The organism is Paracoccus sp. S-4012, from assembly GCF_009674885.1.
Taxonomy (GTDB): Bacteria; Pseudomonadota; Alphaproteobacteria; order Rhodobacterales; family Rhodobacteraceae; genus Paracoccus.
On the sequence record NZ_WKKA01000002.1, the window covers coordinates 46,701 to 69,349 of the forward strand.

Here is a 22,649-nt window from a genome sequence, read left to right on the forward strand (position 1 = left end):
TTGACCCGGCGCGTGCGGAGGCGTTCTCTCGCGCGTGACCGGGACATGCGATGAGAGGACCGCCCATGACCGCCGAGACCCAGGCCGAAGCCCAGGCAAAGCTGGCCGAAATCGAAAAGGTCACATCGGTGGTCCTGCCCGAACCGGCGCAAACGGAGGTGGTGCCGCTGGAACGCGCTCCCGCGCCGATCGCGGCCGAAATCCGGCAGCGCATGGACGAGATCGACCTCAAGGACACCGGCTCCATCGTCCGCTTCGGCAGCCGCGCGCAGACCGAGCTGCAGGAGATCAGCCAGGCGATGCTGGCCGACGTCAAGAACAAGGACGTGGGACCGGCGGGCGAGAGCCTGCGCGAGATCGTCTCGACCATTCGCGGCTTCTCGGTCTCGGAACTCGACGTGCGCCGCGAGCGCAGCTGGTGGGAGCGGCTGCTGGGCCGCAGTGCGCCCTTCGCCAAGTTCGTCGCCAATTACGAGCAGGTGCAGGGCCAGATCGACAAGGTCACGGACGAGCTTCTGGGGCACGAGCACAGGTTGCTCAAGGACATCAAGTCGCTCGACCTCCTCTATGACCGGACTCTGAACTTCTACGACGAACTGGCGCTCTACATTGCCGCGGGCGAGGCCAAGCTGAAGGAGCTGGACGGCGAGACCATCCCGGCCAAGCAGCGCGAGGCGGATGCCGCCGCGCCTGACGGGGCGATCATGGAGGCGCAGGAGCTGCGCGACCTGCGCGCGATGCGCGACGACCTCGAGCGGCGGGTGCATGACCTGAAGTTGACGCGGCAGGTGACGATGCAGTCGCTGCCCTCGATCCGGCTGGTGCAGGAGAACGACAAGTCGCTGGTCACGAAGATCAACAGCACCTTGGTCAACACCGTGCCGCTGTGGGAGACGCAGCTGGCGCAGGCGGTGACGATCCAGCGGTCGGCCGAGGCCGCGGCCTCGGTCCGGCAGGCGAGCGACCTGACCAACGACCTGCTGACCGCCAACGCCAAGAACCTGCGCCAGGCGAATGCCACGATCCGCACCGAGATGGAGCGGGGGTTGTTCGACATCGAGGCGGTGCGGACGGCGAATGCCGAGCTGATCGCCACCATCGAGGATTCGCTCAGGATTGCCGACGAGGGCAAGGCCCGCCGCGCGGCGGCCGAGGCGGAACTGGTGCAGATGGAGGCCGAGCTGCGCCAGACGCTCGCCGCCTCGCAGTCGCGGTCGCAGGGTCCGAGCGCGCCCGTGGCGAGCAGGCGCGCGACGGCATGATCCGGCGCGCCAGCAGCACCGGGGCGGCGCTGCTGGCGCTCGCCCTCGTGGCCTGCGCGCCGGAGCCGCCTGCGCCCGATTCCGCCCCGGCGCCGGTCGCCCCGCGGCCGAAGCCGGCCGTTCGCGAGCCGCAGCCGAACACCGCCGAACTGCGCCGCGCGCGGGTCGAGGCGGCACGAGCCGCTGCCGCTGCCGGTCGCAGCGAGGACAGCCAGACCATCGCCGGCTATTTCCGCGGCGTCGAGGAGCAGCTCCTCGCCCGCGGTCGGCTCAGGACCGACAGCGGCACGTCCGAGGGGCTGCCCACCGCCGCCGCCCTCGCCGCGACCTTCGCCGAGGTCGCGCTGCGCAGCGAATATACCCGCGTGGCCACCGGCCTCACGCGCAGCGATGGCGATGTCCCCCTGCGGCGCTGGGAGGTGCCGGTCCGCATCCGGCTGGAGTTCGGCGCTGCCGTGCCGCCCGACCAGCGGGTCCGTGACCGCGACGTGGTGGCGAACTATGCCGCCCGCCTCGCCCGCGTGACCGGGCACGACATTGCACTGGCCACCGAGGGCGGCAACTTCCTCCTCCATGTCGTGACCGAGGATGAGCGCCGCGCCCTCAGCCCCCGCCTCGCCGCCGAGGCGCCGGGCGTGCCGGCCGCCGACATCGCCGCGCTGACCCGCATGTCACCGCAGACCGCCTGCACCGTCTTCGCCTATGGCCGTGCCCCCGAGGCGGGCTACACCACCGCCGTCGCGGTGATCCGGGCCGAACTGCCGGATCTCTCGCGCACCGCCTGCCTGCACGAGGAGATCGCGCAGGGCCTCGGCCTGCCCAACGACAGCGGCACCTCACGCCCCTCGATCTTCAACGACGACGACGAGTTTGCCTATCTCACCCGCCATGACGAGCTTCTGCTGCAAATCCTCTACGATCCCGCCTTGCGCCCCGGCATGACAGCGGCCGAGGTGCGCCCCATCGTCGAGCAGATCGCGCAGCGGCTGGTCGGCGCGGGCACCTGAAACCCTCACTCGGGAGCAGCCCACATGGCCCTCTTCGACTTCCTCGGCAGCGAGTTCATCGAGGTCATCGCCTGGACCGACGACACCCGCGACACGATGGTCTGGCGCTTCGAGACGCATGGCAACGCGATCAAATACGGCGCCAAGCTGACCGTGCGCGAAGGACAGGCGGCGGTCTTCGTCCATGAGGGGCAGCTGGCCGACGTGTTCGGCCCCGGCCTCTGGATGCTCGAGACCAACAACATGCCGGTCCTGACCCGGCTCCAGCACTGGCACCACGGCTTCCAGTCGCCCTTCAAGTCCGAGATCTATTTCGTCAACACCACCCGCTTCAACAACAACAAATGGGGCACCAAGAACCCGATCATCGTCCGCGATCCCGAGTTCGGCGCGGTGCGCGTCCGCGCCTTCGGCACCTATTCCATGCGCGCCAGCGACCCGGCGCGCTTCATGGCCGAGATCGTCGGCACCGACGGCGAGTTCACCGCCGACGAAATCAGCTACCAGATCCGCAACGTGATCGTGCAGGAGTTCAGCCGCGCCATCGCGTCGTCGGGCATCCCGGTCCTCGACATGGCGGCCAATACCGGCGACCTGGCGAAGCTCGTCAGCACCGCCATCGCGCCCACGGTGGCGCAATACGGCCTCACGCTGCCCGAGTTCTACATCGAGAACATCTCGCTGCCCGACGAGGTCGAGCGGATGCTCGACAAGCGCACCTCGATGGGGATCGTGGGCGATCTGGGCCGCTTCAGCCAGTATGCGATGAGCGAGGCGATGCTGCGCGGGGCCGAAGCGCCGGGCGGCGGTATCGGCGCGGGCATCGGCGCCGGCATGGGTGCCGCGCTCGGCGCCGGCATGGCGCAGCGGGTCGGCGCCGGCATGGCGCAGCGGGTCGGCGGCGCGATGGGACCGTGGGGGCAGATCCCAGCAACGGCGGCCGGGGCAGGGGCCTATCCGGCGGTGCCGCCGCCGCTGCCAAGCGAACGCGTCTGGCATATCGCGGTGAACGGAGAGGCGGACGGGCCCTACGGGCGCGCGAACCTGGGGCGAATGGTCCGCGACGGCAGCTTCACCCGCGACACGCTGGTCTGGACGCCGGGAACCGAGGGCTGGCAGAAGGCAGGCGAGGTGGACGAGCTGGCGCAGCTCTTCACCGTCATGCCGCCGCCGCCTCCGGTCCCGCCGGGCCTGCCGTCGTCGTGACGGCGCCGCCCCGCGTCCGGTAGCCTCCCATGCCCTCGGCCCCCGTCGAACACCGCTACCCCTGCGAGAACTGCGGCGCCGCGCTGCGCTTCACGCCGGGGCAGAACCTGCTGACCTGCGACTACTGCGGGCACCGCCAGACCATCGGTCCGGGCGCGGCCCGCGCGCCGGGTCGCCAGCCCGAGGGCGGCATCGCGGGCGAGGACGTGCTGCTCGAGCAGCCCGGCACCGGCCGGGCGCTGCAATGGGATGCGGGCCACAAGGCGCCGGAGCTGCGCGAGATCCCGCTGGCCGAGGGGCTGCGGCTGGACGCCGGCTCCGACCTCGCGATGACGGTCCGCACCGTCTCCTGCCCCAATTGCGGCGCCCGGATCGAGGTCGAGGGCGACCGCCATGCCGGTCAGTGCCCCTTCTGCGCCACGCCGGTCGTCACCGACACCGGGGCCTCGCGTCTCATTAAGCCGCAGGGCGTGCTGCCCTTCGTGCTGTCCGAGGAGGAGGCGCGCCGGGCGCTCGAGGCCTGGCTCAAGGGCCTCTGGTTCGCGCCGGGGGGCCTCCGGCAATACGCCCGCAGGAACCGGCGCATGAGCGGCATCTACTCGCCCTTCTGGACCTTCGACGGCGACACCCGCACCGACTATCGGGGTCAGCGCGGCGACAACTACACCGAGACCGTCTATGTCACCCGCGAGGTCGACGGCCGCATGCAGCGGGTGCCGCAGACGGTGGTCAAGACCCGCTGGCGGCCAGCCTCGGGGCGGGTGGCGCGGGCCTTCAACGACGTGCTGGTCCTCGCCTCCACCTCGCTGCCGCGGCGCTTCACCGACGGGCTGACGCCGTGGGACCTGTCGCACCTGACCCCTTACCGGCCCGAATACCTCGCCGGCTTCGCCGCCGAGGGCTACACCGTGCCGCTGGAGACCGGCCACGAGGTCGCCCGCGCGCAGATGGCCGAGGTGATCGCGATGGACATCCGCCGCGACATCGGCGGCGACCATCAGCGCATCGACGCGATGGACACCGAGCACTCCTCCGAAACCTTCAAGCACATCCTGCTGCCGCTCTGGTCCGCCGCCTACCGCTATGGCGGCAAGAGCTACCGCTTCGTGGTGAACGGCCAGACCGGCCGGGTGCAGGGCGAGCGGCCGTGGTCGGCCTGGAAGATTGCGGTGGCGGTGATCCTCGCGCTGATCCTGCTGGCCGCGATGCTGCTGCTGTCGGAGGGCGGGAACATCCGGCTCGGCGGGCTGTTGCCGGGCGCAGCGGTGGTGGCGGCCGCTGCGACGACGCCGCCCCCACCCATCTGAGGGCAGCATGGACTGGGATCTCGCCAGCCGCATCGTCATCTCGCTGGGCCTGCCCTTCTCGATCTTCGTCTTCCTCTACGAGCGTCGGAAGGAGCGCGAGGCCGACGCGGTGGAGGTCAACGAGGCGCTTTCCGCCGCCTACACCGACTTCCTCAAGCTGGTGATCCAGAACCCCGACCTGAGCCTGAGCTCCGACCGCTCGACGCCCGGCCTGAACGAGGAACAGCGCGAGCGGATGAATGCCATTTTCGAGATCCTGACCTCGATCTTTCAGCGGGCCTATCTGCTGGGCTTCGGCCGCAACCTGACCGGCAAGCGCGGCAAGCGGTGGCGCGCCTGGGAGGCCTATATGCGCCAGTGGTGCCGACGCGACGACTACCGCGCCCGGCTAGCCGCGCTGCTGCCGATCGAGGATCCCGACTTCGCCCGCTTCATCCGCCGGATCGCGGCGGAGGAGGAGGCGCGGGCCGAGCAGCCGCCCGGGCCTACGGGGACATGAGGGAGGACATCTGATGCGGGTGCTGTTGCAGCGGGTAAGCGAGGCGCGCGTCACGGTGGAGGGCCGCGTGACCGGCAAGATCGGGCCGGGGCTGCTGGCGCTCGTCTGCGCCATGCCGGGCGACAGGCCGGAGGACGCGGCGAAGATGGCCGCACGCGTGGCGAAGCTGCGGATCTTCCGCGACGAGGCGGGCCGGATGAACCTGCCGGTGACCGAGGCCGGGAACGCCATCCTCGCCGTCAGCCAGTTCACGCTCGCCGCGGACCTCAGGACCGGCAACCGCCCCGGCTTCTCCCGCGCCGCCCCGCCGGAGGAGGCCGAGGCGCGTTACGAGGACTTCTGCGCGGCGCTGCGCGACCTCGGCATCACCGTGGCGACCGGCGAGTTCGCGGCCGAGATGCAGGTCGCGCTGGTCAACGACGGCCCCGTCACGATCTGGATGGACTCGTCGTAGGATAGTGAGAAACAGATGGACAGGATAAGGGGAAGGACCTTGAGCGACGGAAGCGTCAGCTACACTGCCCAAATCGTCCGACGAACGACTGGATACTCAGCCGCCAAGACACTCTCCGCCCATGGTGCTGCCCCAGCCTGGATGCAGACTGAAGAACGTGTAAGAGCCACAAGCTGGTTTCACCAAGTGCGAAGCGTGGCCGACGTCCCACCCTTGATAAAGTGAGCATGGCCCCGCTCGGTCGGCTCAAGCGGATTGCCGGCGATGTCGCTACCAGGCAGCGACTCGAACGAGGTCGCGTAGCTGACATAGAGCCCGTTGGCCATCAAATAGGACAGTCCAGCGCGCCGGGTCTCCGCCAAACCCCAACGTCAACCACTCTCGCGCAGCCCTAGGCGACGCCATAGCGCCGCCGTGCTTCGCGGAACGATGTCAGGCGTTTCAGCTTCTCGTCCCAGAGATGCAGGTTCACCGAGCGCAGGCTCTCCCACGGGGTCAGCCGCTGGGCGGCCGCGAGTTCGGCGTGGTCCTGCAGGATCTCCGGCAGCCGGTAGAAGGGGATGCGGCTGTAGAGATGGTGGACATGGTGGATGCCGATATTGGCGGAAACCCAGCGCAACGGCGCGGGCAGAACGTAATGCGAGGACCCGGCCAGCGCGGCCTCGTGCAGTTGCCAGCCGTCGTTGCCGGTCCAGTAGGTCTCCTCGAACTGATGCTGGACGTAGAACAGCCAGACCCCGATCGTGGCGGCTACCACGACCGTGGGGATGTAGATCAGCAGAACGGGCGCCGCTCCCCCCAGCCAGATCACGACCCCCAGCCCGAGGGCGACTGCGGCATTCGTGCCCATCGCCGAGATCCAGTAGCGCCGGCCGGCCGTCATCAGGCCGAGCGGCAGGCGGTTCTGCAGCAGGAACAGGTAGCTCGGCCCCAGCCCGAAGAGGACGAGCGGGTGGCGGTAGAGGCGGTACATCAGCCTGCCGAAGCGGCTCCGGGCCCGGTATTCCGCGACCGTCAGCGTCAGCACGTCGCCGATGCCGCGCTGGTCGAGGTTGCCGTGCTGCGCGTGGTGGATGGAATGGGTCCGGCGCCAGACGTCATAGGGCGTCAGCGTCAGCACCCCCAGGCACCGGCCGACCCAGTCCTGAACCTTGCGGCTGTGGAAGAACGAGGCATGGCCGCAGTCATGCTGGATGCAGAACAACCGCACCAGGAACAGGCCGTTCAGGATCGACAGCCCGAGCGTCAGCCAGGGGCTGATCGCCATCGACGCCCAGGCCAGAGCCCAGAGCAGCGTGAAGGGCACCAGCGTGACGAGGAGTTCAAGGATGCTGCGGCGGGTGGAGGGCTCGCGATACTTCGCGAGGACCCGGACCCAGTCCTGGGCCGAGCGCCCCTGCCCCGTGGGCAAGTCGTCGGAAGATGTCATCATCAACGCCCTCCGGCTCGAGCCACGTATGACCATCGGCCCGCACGGCGTTTTCAAGTGCTGCATCATCTAGGGCGAGGCGCTGGTCCCGGCAAGGAAGGAGTGCGAGGCAGGCGGATACTCGTGCGGCCGAGGCGGCGCGCGGCGGGGCCGGAAGGATGGCCGATTCGGCAGGTTTTTCATGCCGGTGCCGGCTGGCGCATCCTCGTACTGAAGCGGCCGTTTGTTCTTTATCGCGATTCGCTTCACATTTTCCTGATGCAGGTGCGGGCGTGCTTCGGATTTCGACCGCCTGGAGGTCACGGATTGATAGACCTGAGCACCGGGCAGCCAATATGATCCTGCGAAAGTGGTTGACACGAGAAGATGCGGAGGATAGAAGCCAGCAGTCGATATTTGCTTGCCGAGCTTTGATTGTTGCGCGACTGGCACCGCGCCGTGAACAGACCTCTCCTTCAAACATCGCTATGACCTCCGCCTCGTCTTGCGCGGGGCGGTCCAATTCGTTTGCCAAGAGAGGACTTCTCATGACCACCGGCACAGTCAAATGGTTCAACGCCACCAAAGGATTCGGTTTCATCCAGCCTGACAATGGCGGCCCGGATGCATTCGTGCATATTTCGGCCGTCGAGCGCTCGGGGATGCGCGAAATCGTCGAAGGCCAGAAGATCGGCTATGACATGGAGCGCGACAGCAAGTCGGGCAAGATGTCGGCCTGCAATCTTCAGGCGGCCTGACGGGTTGCTGTTCGTCAACCAGCTCGACGCCTCGCCGAGAGCGAGATGACAACGAGGTCAGGCACTCCGCCTGACCTTTTTTCTTGCCATCCGGCAAGCGCCACATCCGGAGTTGGACCGCGATGACACAGACGCACAGCAAGTCCCGCCAGGTCGCCGAGAACGCTTTCGCCAGGGCGCAATCACAGTTCCGGGCGCGAGAGACGGTGGTCGAAGAACTCGACGCTGCGCTCCAGGCCACCCGGGACAAGACCGCGCGGCTCAAGGAGGCGCGACTGGCAAGGGAGTTGGAAGCCGCTGCAGCGGCACCCGGCGCGCCTCGCGCGAAGCCAACCAGGAAGGCCTGATGACGGGCCGCCACTTCAGACAGGATGCAGATTTGAGAAACAGCAAAGACAACGATTTGGCCGATCGCCGCAGTACTGCCTCCGGCGCCAGGGCTGCCCTCCTAGAGGCGTTTCGGGCCACGAGGGAAGCCGCGGAGCGGACGGGGGGGCCGCGTCACGAAGAGCGTCTGGCGATCGCCGCGGCACGGGCCGAGCGGCATGCAGAGCGCGACAGGATAAAGCTCGAGGCGCGGCAGCTGGCGCAGGAGCAGAAGCGGCTCGACGCCGAGGCGGCGCAGCTTCAGACGGCGGCGAATGTCGCAGCCCGCGCGAAGGCCGAAGCGCGCGCCAGGTCCGACAACATGGTCGCCCGAGTGGTCAAGGATGAGGCCGCGCGGAAGGCCGAACGCGATCGGCGTTATGCCTCTCGCAAGGCGAGACAGCGGTAGGCCTGCGGCCAAGAATGCGCGGGGCTCAAACGGGCCCCGCAGCCAGCAGATGACGCGGGCTGCGGGCCGAGCCCTGCAAAGGGAAAGACCGGCCGAAAACGTCCTCGGCATCGGACAACTTGAATTATGGCATTGAAATACCTACATTAGCAGTCACCAGCCCCTATCGCTGACCGGATCAGCACCCGCTGAACTGCGATACCAGTGACGCAATATCGGATCCGCAATGACGGCTAACGCCATGAGCGGGTGGCGATTCAGGACCATATCGAGCCGTCGCGCACGCAGCTTGGCGGCGACGGCTCCACTCTGTTTCCGCATAGCGTCGAGGGGCACTGAAAGGCGCCGCCGGTTTCCGGCACGCCAGAATGTTATGGAAGGATTTTCTCCATGAGTTCCACACGAGCGCTTTTCACCACCAGCAGGCCGGAGACCCGCGCGGACATCACGGACCGCGCCGCGCGCGAGATCATCGAGGCCGAGACGGCCGCGCGCCGTCAGCTGATTGCACGTCTCAGGTCAGCCCGTCTGAGGAAAGAGGCAGCCGAACGGACCGTCAAGCGTGCGGCGCCCCTCCCCAAGCGCAACAAAGCGGCGGGTTGAGGTCAGCTCCGCCGCGGCGGAACCCCTTGCGACCCTGAGCGCGACAGCGCGACGAAGCTGGCAGGCACAGGCCGACGCACGGCCCGAGGGCCGGGGGAGCCTTCCCCAGCGGCGCTGTAGGCGACACCAGCTGCCAGCAAGCAGCCCGACCACCCCGACCGAAACCGAATACCGTATCCTTCGGGCCTCGCTTGCCGGCTTCAGCCGAGCGGGCGCGGGAGGTCGGGCGACGTCAGCGAACCCCGGACTCGGTGATCTGCCAGCCCCGTTCTCGCGCCTGCTTCCGTATACTCTTCGGGCTTGAAACAATTTACTTGACTCACCCCCGCGCGGAATTATCGTCCTGCGAGCGTAACGGAATCCAGTTCCCCGAAGCCCGCCGCGAGTGCGGGCGCGGAATGCACCCTCACCGCCTCTCCAACAAGGAACAGCCATGACCTCCGAGCTTTCGCGCCGCCACCTGTTGCAGATCATGGGCATCGGCTTTGGCGCGGCGACGCTGAACCTCGGCGCCGCCGCCCCCGCGCGCGCCCAGGACAAGGACAGCGTCGTCATCGCCTGGCCCTCGGACGTGCCGTCCTGGGACCCCAGCCAGCGGACCCAGCCCGACGCGCAGCCGATCTACAAGCTGATCTTCGAGCAGCCGGTCATGCAGGATCCGGACCTGAACTTCATCCCCGGCCTGTTCACCGAATGGAGCCTCGCCGAGGACGGCCTGTCGCTCACGTTCAAGCTGCGCGAGGGCGTCACCTTCCACGACGGCAGCCCGCTCACGGCCGAGGACATCCGCTTTAACTGGTACGAGCGGGTGCAGGAGAGCCTCGGCGGCGGCAACAAGCTCGACATCGCCAACACCTGGAAGAACGTGACCGACGTCACGCTGGACGGCGATCATGCCGGCACCTTCCACTTCTCGCAGCCGATGCCGACCGCGGTGCAATGGCTGAGCTTCATGGCGAACTTCGTGGTGCCGAAGGCCTATATCGAGCAGGTCGGGATCGAGGGCTTCCGCGAGAAGCCGGTCGGCACCGGGCCCTACAAGCTGACCGAATACCAGGTGAACAGCCGCATGGTGTTCGAGCGCAACGAGGATTACTGGGGCGAGAAGCCGGCGATCCGCAACGTCGTCATCAACGTCATCAAGGACCCCTCGGCCCGCGCCGCCGCGGTGCAGTCGGGGCAGGCCGACCTCACGATCAACATTCCGGTGCGCGAGACGCAGCGGCTGGACCAGACGCCGGGCCTCGCGGCCGAGCTGAACCCGGTGCAGCGCGTGATCCTCGTGCAGGTGCGCCACGACACCGCCACGGCCGACCAGAACCTGCGCCTGGCGCTGCACCACGCCATCGACAAGGAGGCGCTGTCGAAGGCCTTCTATGGCGGCGCCGCGGTGCCGCTGACGCTGCCGGTCACGCCCGGCTCGCCCGGCGACGTGGAGGGGCTGACCTTCGCCTATGACCCGGAGATGTCCAGGCAGCTGCTCGCGGCCTCGGGCTATGGCCCGGACAAGCCGGCGCGGGTCCGCATGGCGACCACCAACGGCCATTTCCCGTCGGACTTCGACATCGCCCGCGCGCTGGTCGGCATGTGGAAGGAAGTCGGCATCGAGACCGAGCTCGAGACCATCGAATACGCCAAGTATTTCGAGCTGAACCGCGGCAACCAGCTGCCTGACCTGACCCTCTACTCCTGGGAGAACGCGACCGCCGACCCGGAGATCTTCATCGGCTACATGCTCAACCCCGACATGCCCTTCGCCGCCTGGCGCGGCGAGGAGCCGGGCAACCGCATCCGCGAGCTGTTCCAGACCGCGAACTATGAGGAGCGGATCAAGGGCTACCAGGACCTGAACAAGACGGTGCTGGAGATGGGCGCCTCGATCCCGCTGCTGCAGAGCGTGCAGACGCTGGTCCGCAAGGAAGACCTCAACTACACGAAATACAAGAACGGCTGGATCCTCGCCCAGACCATGAGCTGGAGCTGAGGCACCGGGGCTCGCCCCTGCCCTTCGGACCGCGCGGCAGGCGTCCGCGCGGTCCCGACCTTTTCGCAGCCTTCCGATCCTCGACGCGCGGGGCCTGAATGTTCGCCACGATCATGAAGATGCTGCTGCGGCGGCTGTTGGTCGCCATCCCGACGCTGCTGGTGGTGGCGGCGCTGCTGTTCGTCGTGCTCCGGTTGCTGCCCGTGGACCCGGCGGCCATGTCGCTGCCGCCGAACGCGACCAATGACGAGGTCGCCGCCATGCGCGAGGCGATGGGCCTGAACCGTCCCCTGCCGGTGCAGTTCCTGATCTGGCTGGGCCAGCTCCTCTCGGGCGATTTCGGGATGTCCATCGCCTTCCGTCGCCCGGTCTGGGACCTCGTCTCGGAGGCACTGCCGGCCACCATCGAACTCGCCTTCCTGTCGATGATCGTCGCCACCGTCGTCGGCGTCGCCGGGGGCCTGCTGGCCTTCTACTTCCGCGACCGCACGGCCGAGGCGGCGATCGACTTCTCCTCCATCGTCGTGCTGTCGCTGCCCGAGTTCCTCTGGGCACTGATGCTGATGCTGATCTTCGGCGTCTGGCTGCAATGGCTGCCCTTCATGCTGCGCCTCGACCCGCAGTTCGAGCGCCCGGTCATCACCGGCTTTCTGCTCCTCGACACGCTGCTGGCCGGGCGCCCGGACGCCTTCATGAGCGCGCTGAGGCACATGATCCTGCCGGTGATGGCGCTCGGCATCTCGGCCTCGCCCGCGATCATGCGGGTGCTGCGCTCCAGCCTGCTCGACACCTACCAGGAGGACTACATCCACCAGGCCCGGCTGCGGGGCCTCGACGAACGGCGGGTGCTGCTGCGTCACGGGCTGAAGAACGCCTTCCTGCCGACGCTGAGCCTGATGGGCGTGCAGTTCGGCTTCCTCTTTGGCGGCACGCTGCTGGTCGAGGTGATCTTCTCCTATCCGGGCCTCGGCAACCTCATGATCGACGCGATCCGCAACGTGGACCTGCCGGTGATCCAGATCGTCGGCCTCGCCTATTGCATCATGGTCCTCGTGATCTCGACCGTGGTGGACATGCTCTACCTCGTCCTCAATCCCAAGCTGCGGGTGCGCTGAGCCATGCCGTCCCTCCCCCTCTGGCTAAGCAACACCCGCAGCCTGATCGGCTTCACGCTGCTGATCTTCATCGTCGGCGCGGCGCTGCTGGCCCCGGTCCTCGCGCCGCATGACCCGAACGAGCAGGATCTGATCAACATGCTGCTGCCGCCGTTCTGGGTGGAGGGGTCCGACGCGGCCTTCCCGCTCGGAACCGACTCGCTCGGCCGGGACATCCTCTCGCGGCTTCTCTACGGGGCGCGGGTGGCGATGACGGTGGCGATCTTCGCGACGCTGGGCGCGACGCTGCTGGGTGCGTTCCTGGCGCATCTCGCGGGCTATTTCGGCGGCTGGGTGGACTGGCTGATCGGGCGCATCATCGACGTCTGGCTGTCGTTCCCGCCGGTGGTGCTGTCGCTGATCCTGATGGTCGGGCTCGGCGCGGGCCTGTGGAACGTGATCCTCGCCATCGTCCTCGTCGACTGGACCCGCTTCTGCCGGGTGCTGCGCTCGGAGGTGATGGTCGTGCGCCGCCGCGACTATGTCTCGGCCGCGCGGCTGCTGGGCTTCAGCCATGTCCGCACCATCACGCGCGAGATCCTGCCCGCGACGCTGCCCCTCCTCATCACGCTGATGGCGCTCGAGATGGGCATCGCCGTGGTGGTCGAGGCGATCCTCTCCTTCGCCGGCATGAGCGTCGGCAACGAAGTTCCCGCCTGGGGCCAAATGATCGCCGATGCGCGGCAGGACGTCTACAACGCGCCCTCGACGCTGATTCTGCCCTCCTTCGCGGTCTTCGTCACGGTCTTCGCCTTCAACATCCTCGGCGACGGGCTGCGGCGCAGCCTCGACACCCGCCTCACCCAGACGGAGCGTGCCTGAGATGAGCCTCCTTTCCGTGAACGGCGTTTCGGTGGCCTTCGCCAACGCCCTCGGCACCTTCACGGTGCTCGACAAGCTGACCTTCGAGCTTCAGCCCGGCAAGGTGCTGGGCCTCGTCGGCGAATCCGGCGCGGGCAAGTCGATGATCGGCCGAACCATCGCGCAGCTGCTGCCGAACCGCTTCCATGTCACCGAGGGGGACCTGCGCTTCGACGGCCGCGACATGCTCAAGACCGGCGCGGCCGAGCAGCGCGCCCTGCTGGGCCGCGACATCGCCTTCATCCCGCAGGAGCCGCTGGCGGCGCTGGACCCGGTGCTGACCATCGGCCAGCAGATCCGCGAGCATCTCGACCACATCGGCCGCGGCGCCGGCCGCCGCCCGGAGAGAGACTGGCGCAAGGTCGCGATCGAGGCGCTCGACGCGGTGCACCTGCACGACCCGGCGGGGGTGCTTGACAAGTATCCCCACCAGCTCTCGGGAGGCATGTGCCAGCGCATCCTGATCGCGATGGCCTTCCTCAGCCAGCCGAAGCTGCTGATCGCGGACGAGCCGACGACCGCACTCGACGTGTCGGTGCAGGCGCGCATCGTCGGCCTGATCGGCGACATGCAGCGCCGCCATGGCACCGCGGTGATCTTCATCACTCACGACCTGCGCCTCGCGCGCGAGATCTGCGACGACGTGCTGGTCCTCTACGCCGGCAAGCAGGTCGAGTTCGGGCCGGCGTCGGAGGTTTTCGAGCGTCCCGGCCACCCCTACACGCGCGCCCTGCAGCTGGCGATCCCGCCCGCGGCGGGCGAGCATCGCGGCCTCTTCACGCTGCCTGACCGGATGCCGGGGCTGATGTCGCTGAAGCAGATGGGCGGCTGCCGCTTCGCGCCGCGCTGCCCGCTGGCCGAGGCGCGTTGCCATGAGGTCCCGCCGCCCGACGTCACGGTGGGGCCGGGCCACCGCGCCCTCTGCCACAAACCCGAGGCCACGCCCGGCATCGCGCCCCCGCCCGCGCTCGAGCATCGCCACCGCGACCCCGATGCCCAGCTTCTGTTCCGCGCCCGCGACGTCTCGCGCCACTACATCACGAGAGCGCGGCTGTTCCGCAAGCCCGACACCTTCCCCGCTGTCCGCTCCGCCAGCCTCGACCTGGCCGAGGGCGAGTTCCTCGGCATCGTGGGCGAGAGCGGCAGCGGCAAGAGCACCCTCGCCCGCCTGCTGGTCGGCCTCGAGGGGACCAGCGGCGGCACGATGGAGCTGCTGGGCCGCGACGTGAGCGGCATGGACCGCGGAACGGCGGCTTTCCGGCGCGAGAACGTGCAGATGGTGTTCCAGGACCCGCAATCGGCGCTCAACCCGCGCCGCCGCGTGGGCGAGATCGTGACGCAGGCGATGGAGGTCATGAACGGCAGCCGCGCCGACCGCGCGACCCGCGCCGCGGAACTGCTGCAGGAGATCGGCCTCTCGCCCGAGATGGCGCAGCGCTATCCCTCGCAGATGTCGGGCGGCCAGAAGCAGCGGGTGAATATCGCCCGCGCGCTCTGCACCGTGCCGCGGCTGCTGATCGCGGACGAGATCGTCTCCGGCCTCGACGTCTCGGTGCAGGCGCAGCTGCTGGAACTGCTGCTGCATCTGCGGCGCGAGCGGGCCATGTCGATCATCCTGATCTCGCACGACCTGTCGGTGGTCCGCTACCTCTGCGACCGGGTGCTGGTCATGTATCGCGGCGAGGTGGTGGAGCAGGGCGAGGTGGACGCGGTGTTCGCCAATCCGCAGGCCGACTATACCCGCAAGCTTCTCGCGGCGATGCCGGGCGAAGGGGCTCCCGCGGCGGAGAAGTTCGCGGCCGAGGAAGCGTTCGCGTGACCGAGCGGCTGGCCGGGGCGGCCACGGTCAACCGGGTCGAATACGACCGCATCGGCGGGCCGGAGGTGCTGGCATGGCGCGCGGCGCCGATCCCGTCGCCCCATCCCGGCGAGGTCCGCATCGCCATGCGCGCGGCTTCGGTGAACCCGATCGACGGCAAGACCCGCGCAGGCCTGCTGCCGCCGCTGCCGCTCGGCTTTCCGGCGGGCACCGGGCGGGACGGCATGGGCCGCGTCGTGGCTCTGGGCGAGGGCGTAGGCGGCGAGTGGCTCGGCCGCCGGGTCGCCTTCCTCGCCCCGCGCGGTGGCGCGGGGACCTGGGCCGAGGCGGTGAACATGCCGGTTGCCGTGTTAGCGGAAGTGCCCGAAACGGTGGGCGATCTGGCCGCCGCCGCCCTGCCGCTCGCCGGGCTGTCGGCGGCGGCGGTGCTGGCCAGCGGTGCCATCGCCCTTGGGCAGTCGGCTGAAGGCAGGCGCGTGCTGGTCCACGCCGCGGCGGGCGGCGTCGGGCGCATTGCGGTGCAGCTTGCCCGGCTCGCGGGGGCGGAAGTCCATGCCACCGCCTCCGCCGCCAATCGCGAGGTCCTGCAGGACCTGGGCGCCGCCCGAGTCTGGGCGCGGGACGCGGAGGATTTCGCCGCGCTGCGCGAGGTCGATCTGGTGATCGACCTTCTGGGCGGCGAGGTCCATGCCCGCAGCTACCAGACCCTGCGCCCCGGCGGCATCCTCGCCTGCCTGCGCGCCGCGCCCTTCACCGACCGCTCGGCCGAGTTCGGCGTCCGCGTTTCCGTCGCCGAGGTCGCGCCAGACCCCGCGGTGCTGGCGCAGCTGCTGGACCTCGTCGCCGCGGGCAAGCTCGACCCCGGTCCCGCCCATGTGCTGCCCGCCCGCGACTTCGCCGAAGCGCAGCGCCGGTCCGACACCGGCCGCCTGAGCGGCAAGCTGGTCCTCGATTTTCAGGCCTGAGGCGTCCAGGTCTCCGTCAGCATGGCGTAATGGCGATTGCCGCCCTCGAACTTCGGCAGGGTGTCGAAATCCGCGCGCAACTCGTGCCGGATCGGGCTCTGCAACGCCGCGGTCAGCGCCTCGGGGCTGTCGAAGAGAACGCGGTTCCTCTGCATGTGCCGGACCGAGGGGATCGGCAGTCGGTTCACCCAGTCCACCGGAGTCAGGATCTCGATCGCGCGGATGCCGGGCATGCGCCGCATCAGCGGCGGGTGGCCGTCGATGTAATAGCCCAGCCAGGTGTTCACGTCCTCGGCCGGGCCGGGATAATGGACGACGAAGGAGCAAGGGGACGCCCCCGGCGGATGGGCCGGGTCGTCCACCGGATAATCGCGCCTGAGGAACGCCTGCGCTTCCGCCCTCGCCGGGTCGAGGCCGTCCAGTTGGCCGAGCGCCTGCAACGCGCCGCCCCTACCCGCCGCCGCCTCGAGGCTGGCGATGCTGTCGAAATGGTGTTGCAGCCCGAGCGGCGGGCTGCGGCCGTCGTCGGTATAGATGTCCTCGGCCGAGGCCGGGGTGAAGATCTGCGCCTCGGTCAGACCGGGCGTCTCAGCCAGAACCTCGCGGACCTTGGCCAGCGTGGCATCGGAAAGCCCACCCTCGGGCGTGGCCTCGGTCCAGTACCAGAACAGCGTCAGCAGGACGCTCATGACACCGCCCCCGCCGAAGGGGCTGCACCACGGCCCTCGCGCACGAGCCGGCGGAAATCCTCCACCGCCACTTCCGGGGCCAGCCCGCAATGCGGCCCCCGCGCCACTTCGAGGCCGTTCAGGCGATGCAGCCGCACCTGCATCTCGGCCTGCATCAGCCCGACGGCGGCACAGTTCACGACCGGCGCGTGGCCGACCGTCAGCCCCTTCTCGGACCCGAGCAACAGCCCCGGCAGCACGCCCGCGGGCACGATCACATCGGCGCCCGCTTCGACCATCTTCGTGGCGGTCTCCACAAACGCCTCGATCATCGCCGCCTTCGCCGCGGCATCGCCTGCGAAGCAGGCCGAGAAATGCCCCGGCTCGCAGTTCATGCCCGCCACATGCGTCACGCGTGCGCCGAGGCCGGCGCGGTCCGCCTGCTCCAGATGCAGCCCCTTGAAGCAGTCGTCGAGGCTGATGAGGCCGATGCTGCGCCCCATCTGCGCCGCGAAATGCAGCGTCGCCTCGCCGACTCCGGTGACGGGGATGCGGACAGCGGACTTCAGCTCCGCAAGGCCCGGCTCCTGGAAATGGCCGATGACGAAGCCGTCATAGCCCTGCGCCTCGGCCTCGAGGCCGTTGTCCACGCACTGGATGGCGCAGCGGAACTCGCTGAGCCGCCCGAAACCGCGGTCGGGGGGCGAGATGCCGTGGACGACGACCTCGGTGCCGGGCGAGGCGACCTCGTTCAGCCACGATTGCAGCCGGGCCATGTAGGGCGCGCTCGCCGACCCGTCGATGAAGCTCTGCCACCAGATGCGCATGCTCGCTCCCCCCGGCCGCTCAGGCGACGGTCAGCGTGACGTCGATATTGCCGCGCGTCGCATGCGAATAGGGGCAGCGCTGATGTGCCCCCGCGACGATCTCCTCCGCCTGCGCCCGATCGATCCCCGGCAGCGCCACGACCAGTTCGACCGCGAGCGCGTAGCCCGGCTCGACCGGCCCCATGCCCACCCGCGCGGTGACCGTCATGTCGTCGGGCAGCTTGATCTTGCCCTGCCGCGCGACCAGCTTCACCGCGCCGGTGAAGCAGGCGGCGTAGCCCGCCGCGAAAAGCTGCTCGGGGTTGGTGCCGTCACCGCCGGGGCCGCCCAGTTCCTTCGGAACCGAGAGCGCGTGCGACAGCCTGCCGTCCTCCGACGCCACGGTCCCGTCGCGGCCGCCGGTGGCGGTGACGCTGGTCTGGTACAGGATCTTCTCGGGGGTCATACCGTCCTCCTCACGCCGCAACGCCGCGGCAATCTCGAGCGCAGGATAGGGAAGCCGTCGCGGCGAGTTCCAATCCAAAACCTGGCGGCGATCCATAGCAGGCGCGGATCGGTGCGTCTCACTCAGGCATCCGAAAGATTGCCCTGCCGAAGCCCTGCATCGGTGAGGAGCGGCATGACCCGCTCAAGAAAGAAGGGCAGCTCGTCGCGGAAGTTCACGAAGGAGAGCGTGGTCCCCTCGAAACCCGCGGCCGCGATCCGCTCCAGCTCGGCCGCGATGTCCTCCGGCGTGCCGACCAGCGGGTAGGTGCCGCCGCCGGCCGCGAAGCGTTGCCGGTAGAGGCGGTAGGCGTCGGCCTCATGCGAGCCGGAATGCTTCTGCTTGCCCGCCGTGTAGATGTCGAGACTGGCCTCGTCCGCCATCGCGCGCGAGTAGTGGTCGTAATAGTCCTCGGCCTCGGCGCGGGTCGGGCGGCAGACGACGTGGCAGGTGGTATAGACGCCGACCTCGCGCCCCTCGCCCGCGGCGCGCGCGCGCATGTCGGCGATGGTCTCGCGGCCCTTCTCGACTTCCGTGAAGGTGGTGAACAGGTAGTCGGCCGCCTTCGCCGCGAAATCGCGGCCCTCGGGCGAGAAGGCCGCGTTCAGCGTGACCGGGCGCGGTTGCTGCACCGGGCGCGGTTTGCCGGAGACGTTCTTGAGCGAATAGAACCGGCCCTCGTAGTCGAAGGGCGCGTCCTCGGTGTAGATTCGGCTCATGATCTCGAACCACTCCAGGCCCTGCGCGTAGCGGTCCTTGATCATCTCGAGCCCGAAAAGCTCGAACTCCTCCGGGTTCCAGCCGCAGACGATGTTGAGCCCGGCGCGCCCGTGGGAGGCGTGATCCACGGTCGCGAGCGCCTTGGCGGCGAAGACCGGGTGCAGCATCGGCACATGGACGGTCGAGAAAACGGCGATGCGGCGGGTGATGCCGGCGAGGGCGGCGGCGAAGGTCAGCGTCTCGAAGGACCATTCGCGGCTGTTCATCTCGCCGCCGAAGCCCTTCCAGCGGGCGATCGGCAGCAGGAAATCGAGGCCCGCCTCGTCGGCCATGCGCGCCACGGCGGCGATGTCGTCCCAGGTCGCGGCCCAGCGTTCCGGCACCCGCGTCAGCGTCAGCCCGCCATCGGCGTTCATGGAAAAGAGGCCGAGCTTCAGGCGGTGCGGGCGGCGCATGGGGTGCGGGTTGGCGTCCACGGCTGGTCCTCACCTCGGCGGAATCGGGTTTTCGCGATCGACTATATCCTTTAGCCGAGTCCGCGCCACGGCAAACGGGAGGGACGGGGGTGCGGGATCGGCGGCTCTATGCGGGACGGAATCCGGCGCGAGCGGTCGCGATCGACGATCTTCGGGCGATGGCGAGGGCGCGGCTGCCGCAGTTTCTCTTCGAATATATCGAGGGCGGCGCCGATGCCGAGCTGACGCTGGCGCGCAACCGCGCGGCCTTCGACGAGTTGCGGTGGATGCCCCGGGTGCTGCGGCCGGTGGGGCGGCCCGATCTCTCGGGCGATTTCCTCGGTGCGCCCGCGTCGCTGCCGCTGGCCGTGGCGCCCACCGGCTTCAACGGGCTGATGTGGCCGCAGGGCGACCTCGCCCTCGCCCGCGCTGCGGCGGCCGCCGGCCTGCCCTTCGTGCAGAGCGCGGTGTCGAACGAGCCGCTGGAGGCCGTCGCCCGCATCCCCGGCCTGCGCCACTGGCAGCAGGTCTACGTCTTCCGCGACCCCGCGGCGGTGGAGCGCATGGTGGCGCGCGCGGAGGCGGCGGGCAGCGAGGCGCTGGTCCTGACGGTCGATTCCAACGTCTATTCCAGCCGCCCCTGGGACCGGCGCAACTACCGCGCCGGCACCAATCCGACGCGCGCCAACAAGATCGAGGCGCTGAGGCACCTGCGCTGGACCCGCGACCTGCTGCGCCACGGGTTGCCGCGCTTCGGCAATCTCGACGGGCTGGTGCCGGAGGGGCAGACCGACATCGTCGGTGCGGCCACCTGGCTGCGCGAGCAGATCGACCCCGACCTCGACTGGGACCGGGTGTCCTGGCTGCGCCGCGTCTGGCCGCGGCGGCTGATCGTGAAGGGCCTGCTGCATCCCGAGGACGCGGTGGAGGCGGCGGCGCGCGGCGCCGATGCGGTGAGCCTGAGCAATCACGGCGGCCGCCAGCTCGACGGCGCGCCGGCGCCGGTCGAGATGCTGGCCGGGGTCGTGGCGGCGCTTGACGGCCGCGCTCCGGTGCTGATCGACGGCGGCATTCGGCGCGGGTCGGACATCGCGAAGGCGCTCGCCCTGGGCGCGCACGGGGTGCTGGCGGGGCGGGCGCCGGTCTGGGGGCTGGCGGCGGGCGGGACCGAGGGGGCGGCGCGCGCGCTCGCCATCCTGCGCGAGGAGGCCGAGCGCTGCGCCGCGTTGCTCGGCGCTCCGCGCCGCGACGATATCTCCGCCGCCTGCCTGCACGAGCCGCCCGATTGGGCGGCGGGGGTCAGCGCAATTCGTTGATATAGCGGTGCCGCGCGGTGTCGGCCCAGTGCCGGGCACAGATCACCGGCGCGTCGGCATGGTCATGGACCACCTCGTCGATCACCAGCACCGGCGCCCCCGGCGGCAGGCCGAGGGCGGCGGCAACCTCCGGCGCGGCCGCCTGCGCCGACAGCGCCTCGCGCACCCGAGAGATCCGCAGGCCCGATTGCTCGACCAGGTGCGAATAGAGCAGGTCCGGCAGCCGGTGGGTCTCGGCCGGAAGATCGGCAAAGCGCGCCCGCGGCAACGAGAAGCGGTCGAGCATCACCGGCCGGCCCGCGACCGTGCGGACCCGCCGGATGCGGATCACTTCGTCTCCGGGCGCGAGGTTCAGCGCCGCGGCCTCCTCCGGGGTGGCGGGTGCCGCCTCGGCCGACAGCGGCTCGGAACCGGCCGTCTGCAGCCCGCCGTCTAGACCGTGGAGGCGGAAATAGCGCAGCAGCAACCGCAGGCTGATCTGCGGCGAGCGGTCGGTGACGACCGTGCCGGTCTTGCGCCGCCGCGTGAGCAGCCCCTCATGCGTGAGGTCCAGCATCGCGCGGCGAAGCGTGCCCACCGCGACGCCGAAGCGGTCAGCCAGGTCCACCTCGTTCGGCAGCACGGTGCCGGGCGGCCACTGGCCGGTGAAGATGGCGTCGCTGATCCGCGCCTTGACCGCCTCGTAGAGAGGCGGGGACCGCAAGGCGCCGTCGGTGGTGGAAGGCGGTTCGGGTGGCATGGCTATTCCCCTTTTCACCGATTACTATATAGTATAACGTAAACACGTGGGAGGGGACGCATGAAGCAACTGAAACTCGGCCTGTCGATGTTCCGCATGGGCTATCACATCGCCGCCTGGCGGCACCCCTCGAACCAGCCCGACGGAGCGATGGACCTGGGCTATTACCGGCGCATCGCAAAGATTGCCGAGGACGCCAAGCTCGACCTGCTGTTCATGGCCGACGAGCTGGCGATCCGCGGGCAGGACAACCCGCCGGGCGCGCGGCAGCGGTCGAGCTACGTGGCCGAGCTGGAGCCGGTCACGCTGCTCTCGGCGCTCGCGCCGCTGACCAGCCGCATCGGCCTCGTCTCGACCGCCTCCACGACCTATTCCGAGCCCTTCAACCTCGCCCGGCAGTTCCTGTCGCTCGACCATCTTAGCGGCGGGCGCGCGGGGTGGAACGTCGTGACCTCCTGGGGCAAGGAGGACGCGGCCAATTTCGGCCATTTGGCGCTGCCGGACTACGACACGCGCTACGACCGCGCGGCCGAGTTCGTCGAGGTCGTGCGCGGCCTCTGGAACAGCTTCGACGCCGACGCCTTCATCCGCGACCAAGCCTCGGGGCAGTATTTCGACCCGGCCAAGATGCACCAACTGAACCACGAGGGCCGCTGGTTCCGCGTCAAGGGGCCGCTGCACATGGCCCGCAGCCCGCAGGGCGAACCGGTGATCTTCTCGGCCGGCGACTCCGAGGCCGGGCGCGAGGTTGCGGCCCGCTCGGCCGACGTGGTCTTCACCGCCAAGCAGGAGTTCGAGGACGCCCGCGCCTTCCTTGCCGACATCAAGCGCCGCCTGCCCGCCCATGGCCGCGCGGCGGAGGAGGTGATCGTCATGCCAGGCCTGATGCCGATCCTTGGCGAGACCCGCGATGCCGCGCGCGCCGCCTACGACCGCCTTCAGGAGTTGATCGACCCGGTCGTCGGCCTCGCCTCGCTCTACGACCGGCTGGGCGACCTCTCCGGTTACGACATCGACGGCCCGGTGCCGGAGCCCAAGGACCCCGCCTTCCGCAGCCGCGCCGAGGTCATGTATCGCCTCGCGCAACGCGAAGGCTACAGCATCCGCCAGCTCTACCTGGCCGTGGCCGCGGGACGCGGGCACCGGACGGTGATCGGCACCGCGGCCGACATCGCCGACGAGATGCAGGCGTGGATGGAGGGCGGCGCGGCGGACGGCTTCAACCTGATCCCGACGCATCTGCCGGGCGCGCTCGAGGACATGGCGGGCCTGCTGCTGCCCGAGTTGCGGCGCCGGGGGCTCTTCCGTCAGGAATACGAGGGACGCACACTGCGCGAGAACCTCGGCCTTGCTCCGCGGGCGGCGGTGGCGGCCTGAC

General features: G+C 69.3%; 23 protein-coding genes. 17 read left to right on the forward strand and 6 right to left on the reverse strand.

The annotated features are described in order from the left end of the window. The first annotated feature begins 65 nt into the window (after positions 1-65). Genes GI374_RS03575 through dtd form a run of 6 tightly spaced genes read left to right on the forward strand, consistent with a single transcriptional unit; the run spans position 66 to position 5,735 of the window. On the forward strand, positions 66-1,262 hold the full coding sequence (locus GI374_RS03575; RefSeq protein WP_154335658.1) for a toxic anion resistance protein: 1,197 nt from the start codon (positions 66-68) through the stop codon (positions 1,260-1,262). Continuing rightward, complete coding sequence (locus tag GI374_RS03580; RefSeq protein ID WP_154335659.1) at positions 1,259-2,269, forward strand: DUF2927 domain-containing protein; 1,011 nt, start codon at positions 1,259-1,261, stop codon at positions 2,267-2,269. Before GI374_RS03575 ends, GI374_RS03580 begins: the two co-directional genes overlap by 4 nt. Positions 2,270-2,293: 24 nt before the next feature. Further along, entirely contained in the window at positions 2,294-3,475 is a 1,182-nt protein-coding gene (locus GI374_RS03585; RefSeq protein ID WP_154335660.1) for an SPFH domain-containing protein, read from the forward strand. 29 nt (positions 3,476-3,504) lie between these two features. Further along, positions 3,505-4,782, forward strand: a complete 1,278-nt coding sequence (locus tag GI374_RS03590; RefSeq protein WP_229582577.1) for a zinc ribbon domain-containing protein — start codon at positions 3,505-3,507, stop codon at positions 4,780-4,782. Between the two features lie 7 nt (positions 4,783-4,789). Beyond that, a complete protein-coding gene (locus tag GI374_RS03595) occupies positions 4,790-5,281 on the forward strand; it encodes a hypothetical protein (RefSeq protein ID WP_154335661.1) in 492 nt (163 codons plus the stop codon). Positions 5,282-5,294: 13 nt separating this feature from the next. Continuing rightward, a complete protein-coding gene (dtd, locus tag GI374_RS03600; RefSeq protein WP_154335662.1) occupies positions 5,295-5,735 on the forward strand; it encodes a D-aminoacyl-tRNA deacylase in 441 nt (146 codons plus the stop codon). Between the two features lie 391 nt (positions 5,736-6,126). On the opposite strand, the gene GI374_RS03605 is transcribed toward dtd, so the two are convergent. Continuing rightward, on the reverse strand, positions 6,127-7,164 hold the full coding sequence (locus GI374_RS03605) for a fatty acid desaturase (protein ID WP_154335663.1): 1,038 nt from the start codon (positions 7,162-7,164) through the stop codon (positions 6,127-6,129). 527 nt (positions 7,165-7,691) lie between these two features. Between GI374_RS03605 and GI374_RS03610 the strand changes: the two genes are divergently transcribed. From GI374_RS03610 to GI374_RS03650, 9 genes are all read left to right on the forward strand, one after another. After that, the gene (locus GI374_RS03610) at positions 7,692-7,901 is read left to right on the forward strand and encodes a cold-shock protein (RefSeq protein WP_154335664.1); all 210 of its coding nucleotides are present in this window, start codon (positions 7,692-7,694) and stop codon (positions 7,899-7,901) included. Positions 7,902-8,023: 122 nt separating this feature from the next. Next, positions 8,024-8,248, forward strand: a complete 225-nt coding sequence (locus tag GI374_RS03615; protein ID WP_154335665.1) for a hypothetical protein — start codon at positions 8,024-8,026, stop codon at positions 8,246-8,248. Continuing rightward, the gene (locus GI374_RS03620; RefSeq protein WP_229582580.1) at positions 8,248-8,676 is read left to right on the forward strand and encodes a DUF6481 family protein; all 429 of its coding nucleotides are present in this window, start codon (positions 8,248-8,250) and stop codon (positions 8,674-8,676) included. Before GI374_RS03615 ends, GI374_RS03620 begins: the two co-directional genes overlap by 1 nt. A 390-nt stretch (positions 8,677-9,066) precedes the next feature. Continuing rightward, positions 9,067-9,279: a hypothetical protein gene (locus GI374_RS03625; RefSeq protein WP_154335666.1), complete on the forward strand. Its 213-nt coding sequence runs from the start codon at positions 9,067-9,069 to the stop codon at positions 9,277-9,279. Between the two features lie 433 nt (positions 9,280-9,712). Next, positions 9,713-11,263, forward strand: a complete 1,551-nt coding sequence (locus GI374_RS03630) for an ABC transporter substrate-binding protein (RefSeq protein WP_154335667.1) — start codon at positions 9,713-9,715, stop codon at positions 11,261-11,263. A 98-nt stretch (positions 11,264-11,361) separates the two neighbouring features. Beyond that, positions 11,362-12,378 carry an ABC transporter permease gene (locus GI374_RS03635; RefSeq protein WP_154335668.1) on the forward strand — a complete coding sequence of 339 codons (1,017 nt, stop codon included), beginning with the start codon at positions 11,362-11,364 and terminating at the stop codon, positions 12,376-12,378. A gap of 3 nt (positions 12,379-12,381) precedes the next feature. Next, entirely contained in the window at positions 12,382-13,239 is an 858-nt protein-coding gene (locus GI374_RS03640; RefSeq protein WP_154335669.1) for an ABC transporter permease, read from the forward strand. A gap of 1 nt (position 13,240) precedes the next feature. Further along, a complete protein-coding gene (locus GI374_RS03645; RefSeq protein WP_154335670.1) occupies positions 13,241-15,097 on the forward strand; it encodes an ABC transporter ATP-binding protein in 1,857 nt (618 codons plus the stop codon). Next, on the forward strand, positions 15,094-16,062 hold the full coding sequence (locus GI374_RS03650) for an NADP-dependent oxidoreductase (RefSeq protein ID WP_154335671.1): 969 nt from the start codon (positions 15,094-15,096) through the stop codon (positions 16,060-16,062). The genes GI374_RS03645 and GI374_RS03650 overlap by 4 nt, the downstream gene beginning before the upstream one ends. Here GI374_RS03650 and GI374_RS03655 read toward each other — a convergent pair. From GI374_RS03655 to GI374_RS03670, 4 genes are all read right to left on the reverse strand, one after another. Further along, positions 16,053-16,751: a hypothetical protein gene (locus tag GI374_RS03655; RefSeq protein ID WP_154335672.1), complete on the reverse strand. Its 699-nt coding sequence runs from the start codon at positions 16,749-16,751 to the stop codon at positions 16,053-16,055. The genes GI374_RS03650 and GI374_RS03655 overlap by 10 nt on opposite strands. Next, positions 16,748-17,557 carry an aspartate/glutamate racemase family protein gene (locus tag GI374_RS03660; RefSeq protein ID WP_154335673.1) on the reverse strand — a complete coding sequence of 270 codons (810 nt, stop codon included), beginning with the start codon at positions 17,555-17,557 and terminating at the stop codon, positions 16,748-16,750. Before GI374_RS03660 ends, GI374_RS03655 begins: the two co-directional genes overlap by 4 nt. 19 nt (positions 17,558-17,576) lie before the next feature. Beyond that, positions 17,577-18,002 (reverse strand): organic hydroperoxide resistance protein, encoded by a 426-nt coding sequence (locus tag GI374_RS03665; RefSeq protein WP_154335674.1) that lies wholly within the window; start codon positions 18,000-18,002, stop codon positions 17,577-17,579. 122 nt (positions 18,003-18,124) lie between these two features. Beyond that, positions 18,125-19,237 carry an LLM class flavin-dependent oxidoreductase gene (locus GI374_RS03670; protein WP_370515122.1) on the reverse strand — a complete coding sequence of 371 codons (1,113 nt, stop codon included), beginning with the start codon at positions 19,235-19,237 and terminating at the stop codon, positions 18,125-18,127. Positions 19,238-19,326: 89 nt separating this feature from the next. Between GI374_RS03670 and GI374_RS03675 the strand changes: the two genes are divergently transcribed. Continuing rightward, the gene (locus GI374_RS03675) at positions 19,327-20,532 is read left to right on the forward strand and encodes an alpha-hydroxy acid oxidase (RefSeq protein ID WP_370515123.1); all 1,206 of its coding nucleotides are present in this window, start codon (positions 19,327-19,329) and stop codon (positions 20,530-20,532) included. Here GI374_RS03675 and GI374_RS03680 read toward each other — a convergent pair. Continuing rightward, on the reverse strand, positions 20,516-21,235 hold the full coding sequence (locus tag GI374_RS03680; RefSeq protein WP_229582582.1) for a GntR family transcriptional regulator: 720 nt from the start codon (positions 21,233-21,235) through the stop codon (positions 20,516-20,518). The genes GI374_RS03675 and GI374_RS03680 overlap by 17 nt on opposite strands. A gap of 96 nt (positions 21,236-21,331) precedes the next feature. Here GI374_RS03680 and GI374_RS03685 point away from each other — a divergent pair, with 96 nt between their 5' ends. Beyond that, entirely contained in the window at positions 21,332-22,648 is a 1,317-nt protein-coding gene (locus tag GI374_RS03685; protein WP_154335676.1) for an LLM class flavin-dependent oxidoreductase, read from the forward strand. Position 22,649 lies beyond the last annotated feature (1 nt).

Coding starts and splice junctions, on each gene's coding strand:
- GI374_RS03575 (WP_154335658.1), top strand. CDS start 66: ATGACCGCCGAGACCCAGGCCGAAGCCCAGGCAAAGCTGGCCGAAATC.
- GI374_RS03580 (WP_154335659.1), top strand. CDS start 1,259: ATGATCCGGCGCGCCAGCAGCACCGGGGCGGCGCTGCTGGCGCTCGCC.
- GI374_RS03585 (WP_154335660.1), top strand. CDS start 2,294: ATGGCCCTCTTCGACTTCCTCGGCAGCGAGTTCATCGAGGTCATCGCC.
- GI374_RS03590 (WP_229582577.1), top strand. CDS start 3,505: ATGCCCTCGGCCCCCGTCGAACACCGCTACCCCTGCGAGAACTGCGGC.
- GI374_RS03595 (WP_154335661.1), top strand. CDS start 4,790: ATGGACTGGGATCTCGCCAGCCGCATCGTCATCTCGCTGGGCCTGCCC.
- dtd (WP_154335662.1), top strand. CDS start 5,295: ATGCGGGTGCTGTTGCAGCGGGTAAGCGAGGCGCGCGTCACGGTGGAG.
- GI374_RS03605 (WP_154335663.1), bottom strand. CDS start 7,164: ATGACATCTTCCGACGACTTGCCCACGGGGCAGGGGCGCTCGGCCCAG.
- GI374_RS03610 (WP_154335664.1), top strand. CDS start 7,692: ATGACCACCGGCACAGTCAAATGGTTCAACGCCACCAAAGGATTCGGT.
- GI374_RS03615 (WP_154335665.1), top strand. CDS start 8,024: ATGACACAGACGCACAGCAAGTCCCGCCAGGTCGCCGAGAACGCTTTC.
- GI374_RS03620 (WP_229582580.1), top strand. CDS start 8,248: ATGACGGGCCGCCACTTCAGACAGGATGCAGATTTGAGAAACAGCAAA.
- GI374_RS03625 (WP_154335666.1), top strand. CDS start 9,067: ATGAGTTCCACACGAGCGCTTTTCACCACCAGCAGGCCGGAGACCCGC.
- GI374_RS03630 (WP_154335667.1), top strand. CDS start 9,713: ATGACCTCCGAGCTTTCGCGCCGCCACCTGTTGCAGATCATGGGCATC.
- GI374_RS03635 (WP_154335668.1), top strand. CDS start 11,362: ATGTTCGCCACGATCATGAAGATGCTGCTGCGGCGGCTGTTGGTCGCC.
- GI374_RS03640 (WP_154335669.1), top strand. CDS start 12,382: ATGCCGTCCCTCCCCCTCTGGCTAAGCAACACCCGCAGCCTGATCGGC.
- GI374_RS03645 (WP_154335670.1), top strand. CDS start 13,241: ATGAGCCTCCTTTCCGTGAACGGCGTTTCGGTGGCCTTCGCCAACGCC.
- GI374_RS03655 (WP_154335672.1), bottom strand. CDS start 16,751: ATGAGCGTCCTGCTGACGCTGTTCTGGTACTGGACCGAGGCCACGCCC.
- GI374_RS03660 (WP_154335673.1), bottom strand. CDS start 17,557: ATGCGCATCTGGTGGCAGAGCTTCATCGACGGGTCGGCGAGCGCGCCC.
- GI374_RS03665 (WP_154335674.1), bottom strand. CDS start 18,002: ATGACCCCCGAGAAGATCCTGTACCAGACCAGCGTCACCGCCACCGGC.
- GI374_RS03685 (WP_154335676.1), top strand. CDS start 21,332: ATGAAGCAACTGAAACTCGGCCTGTCGATGTTCCGCATGGGCTATCAC.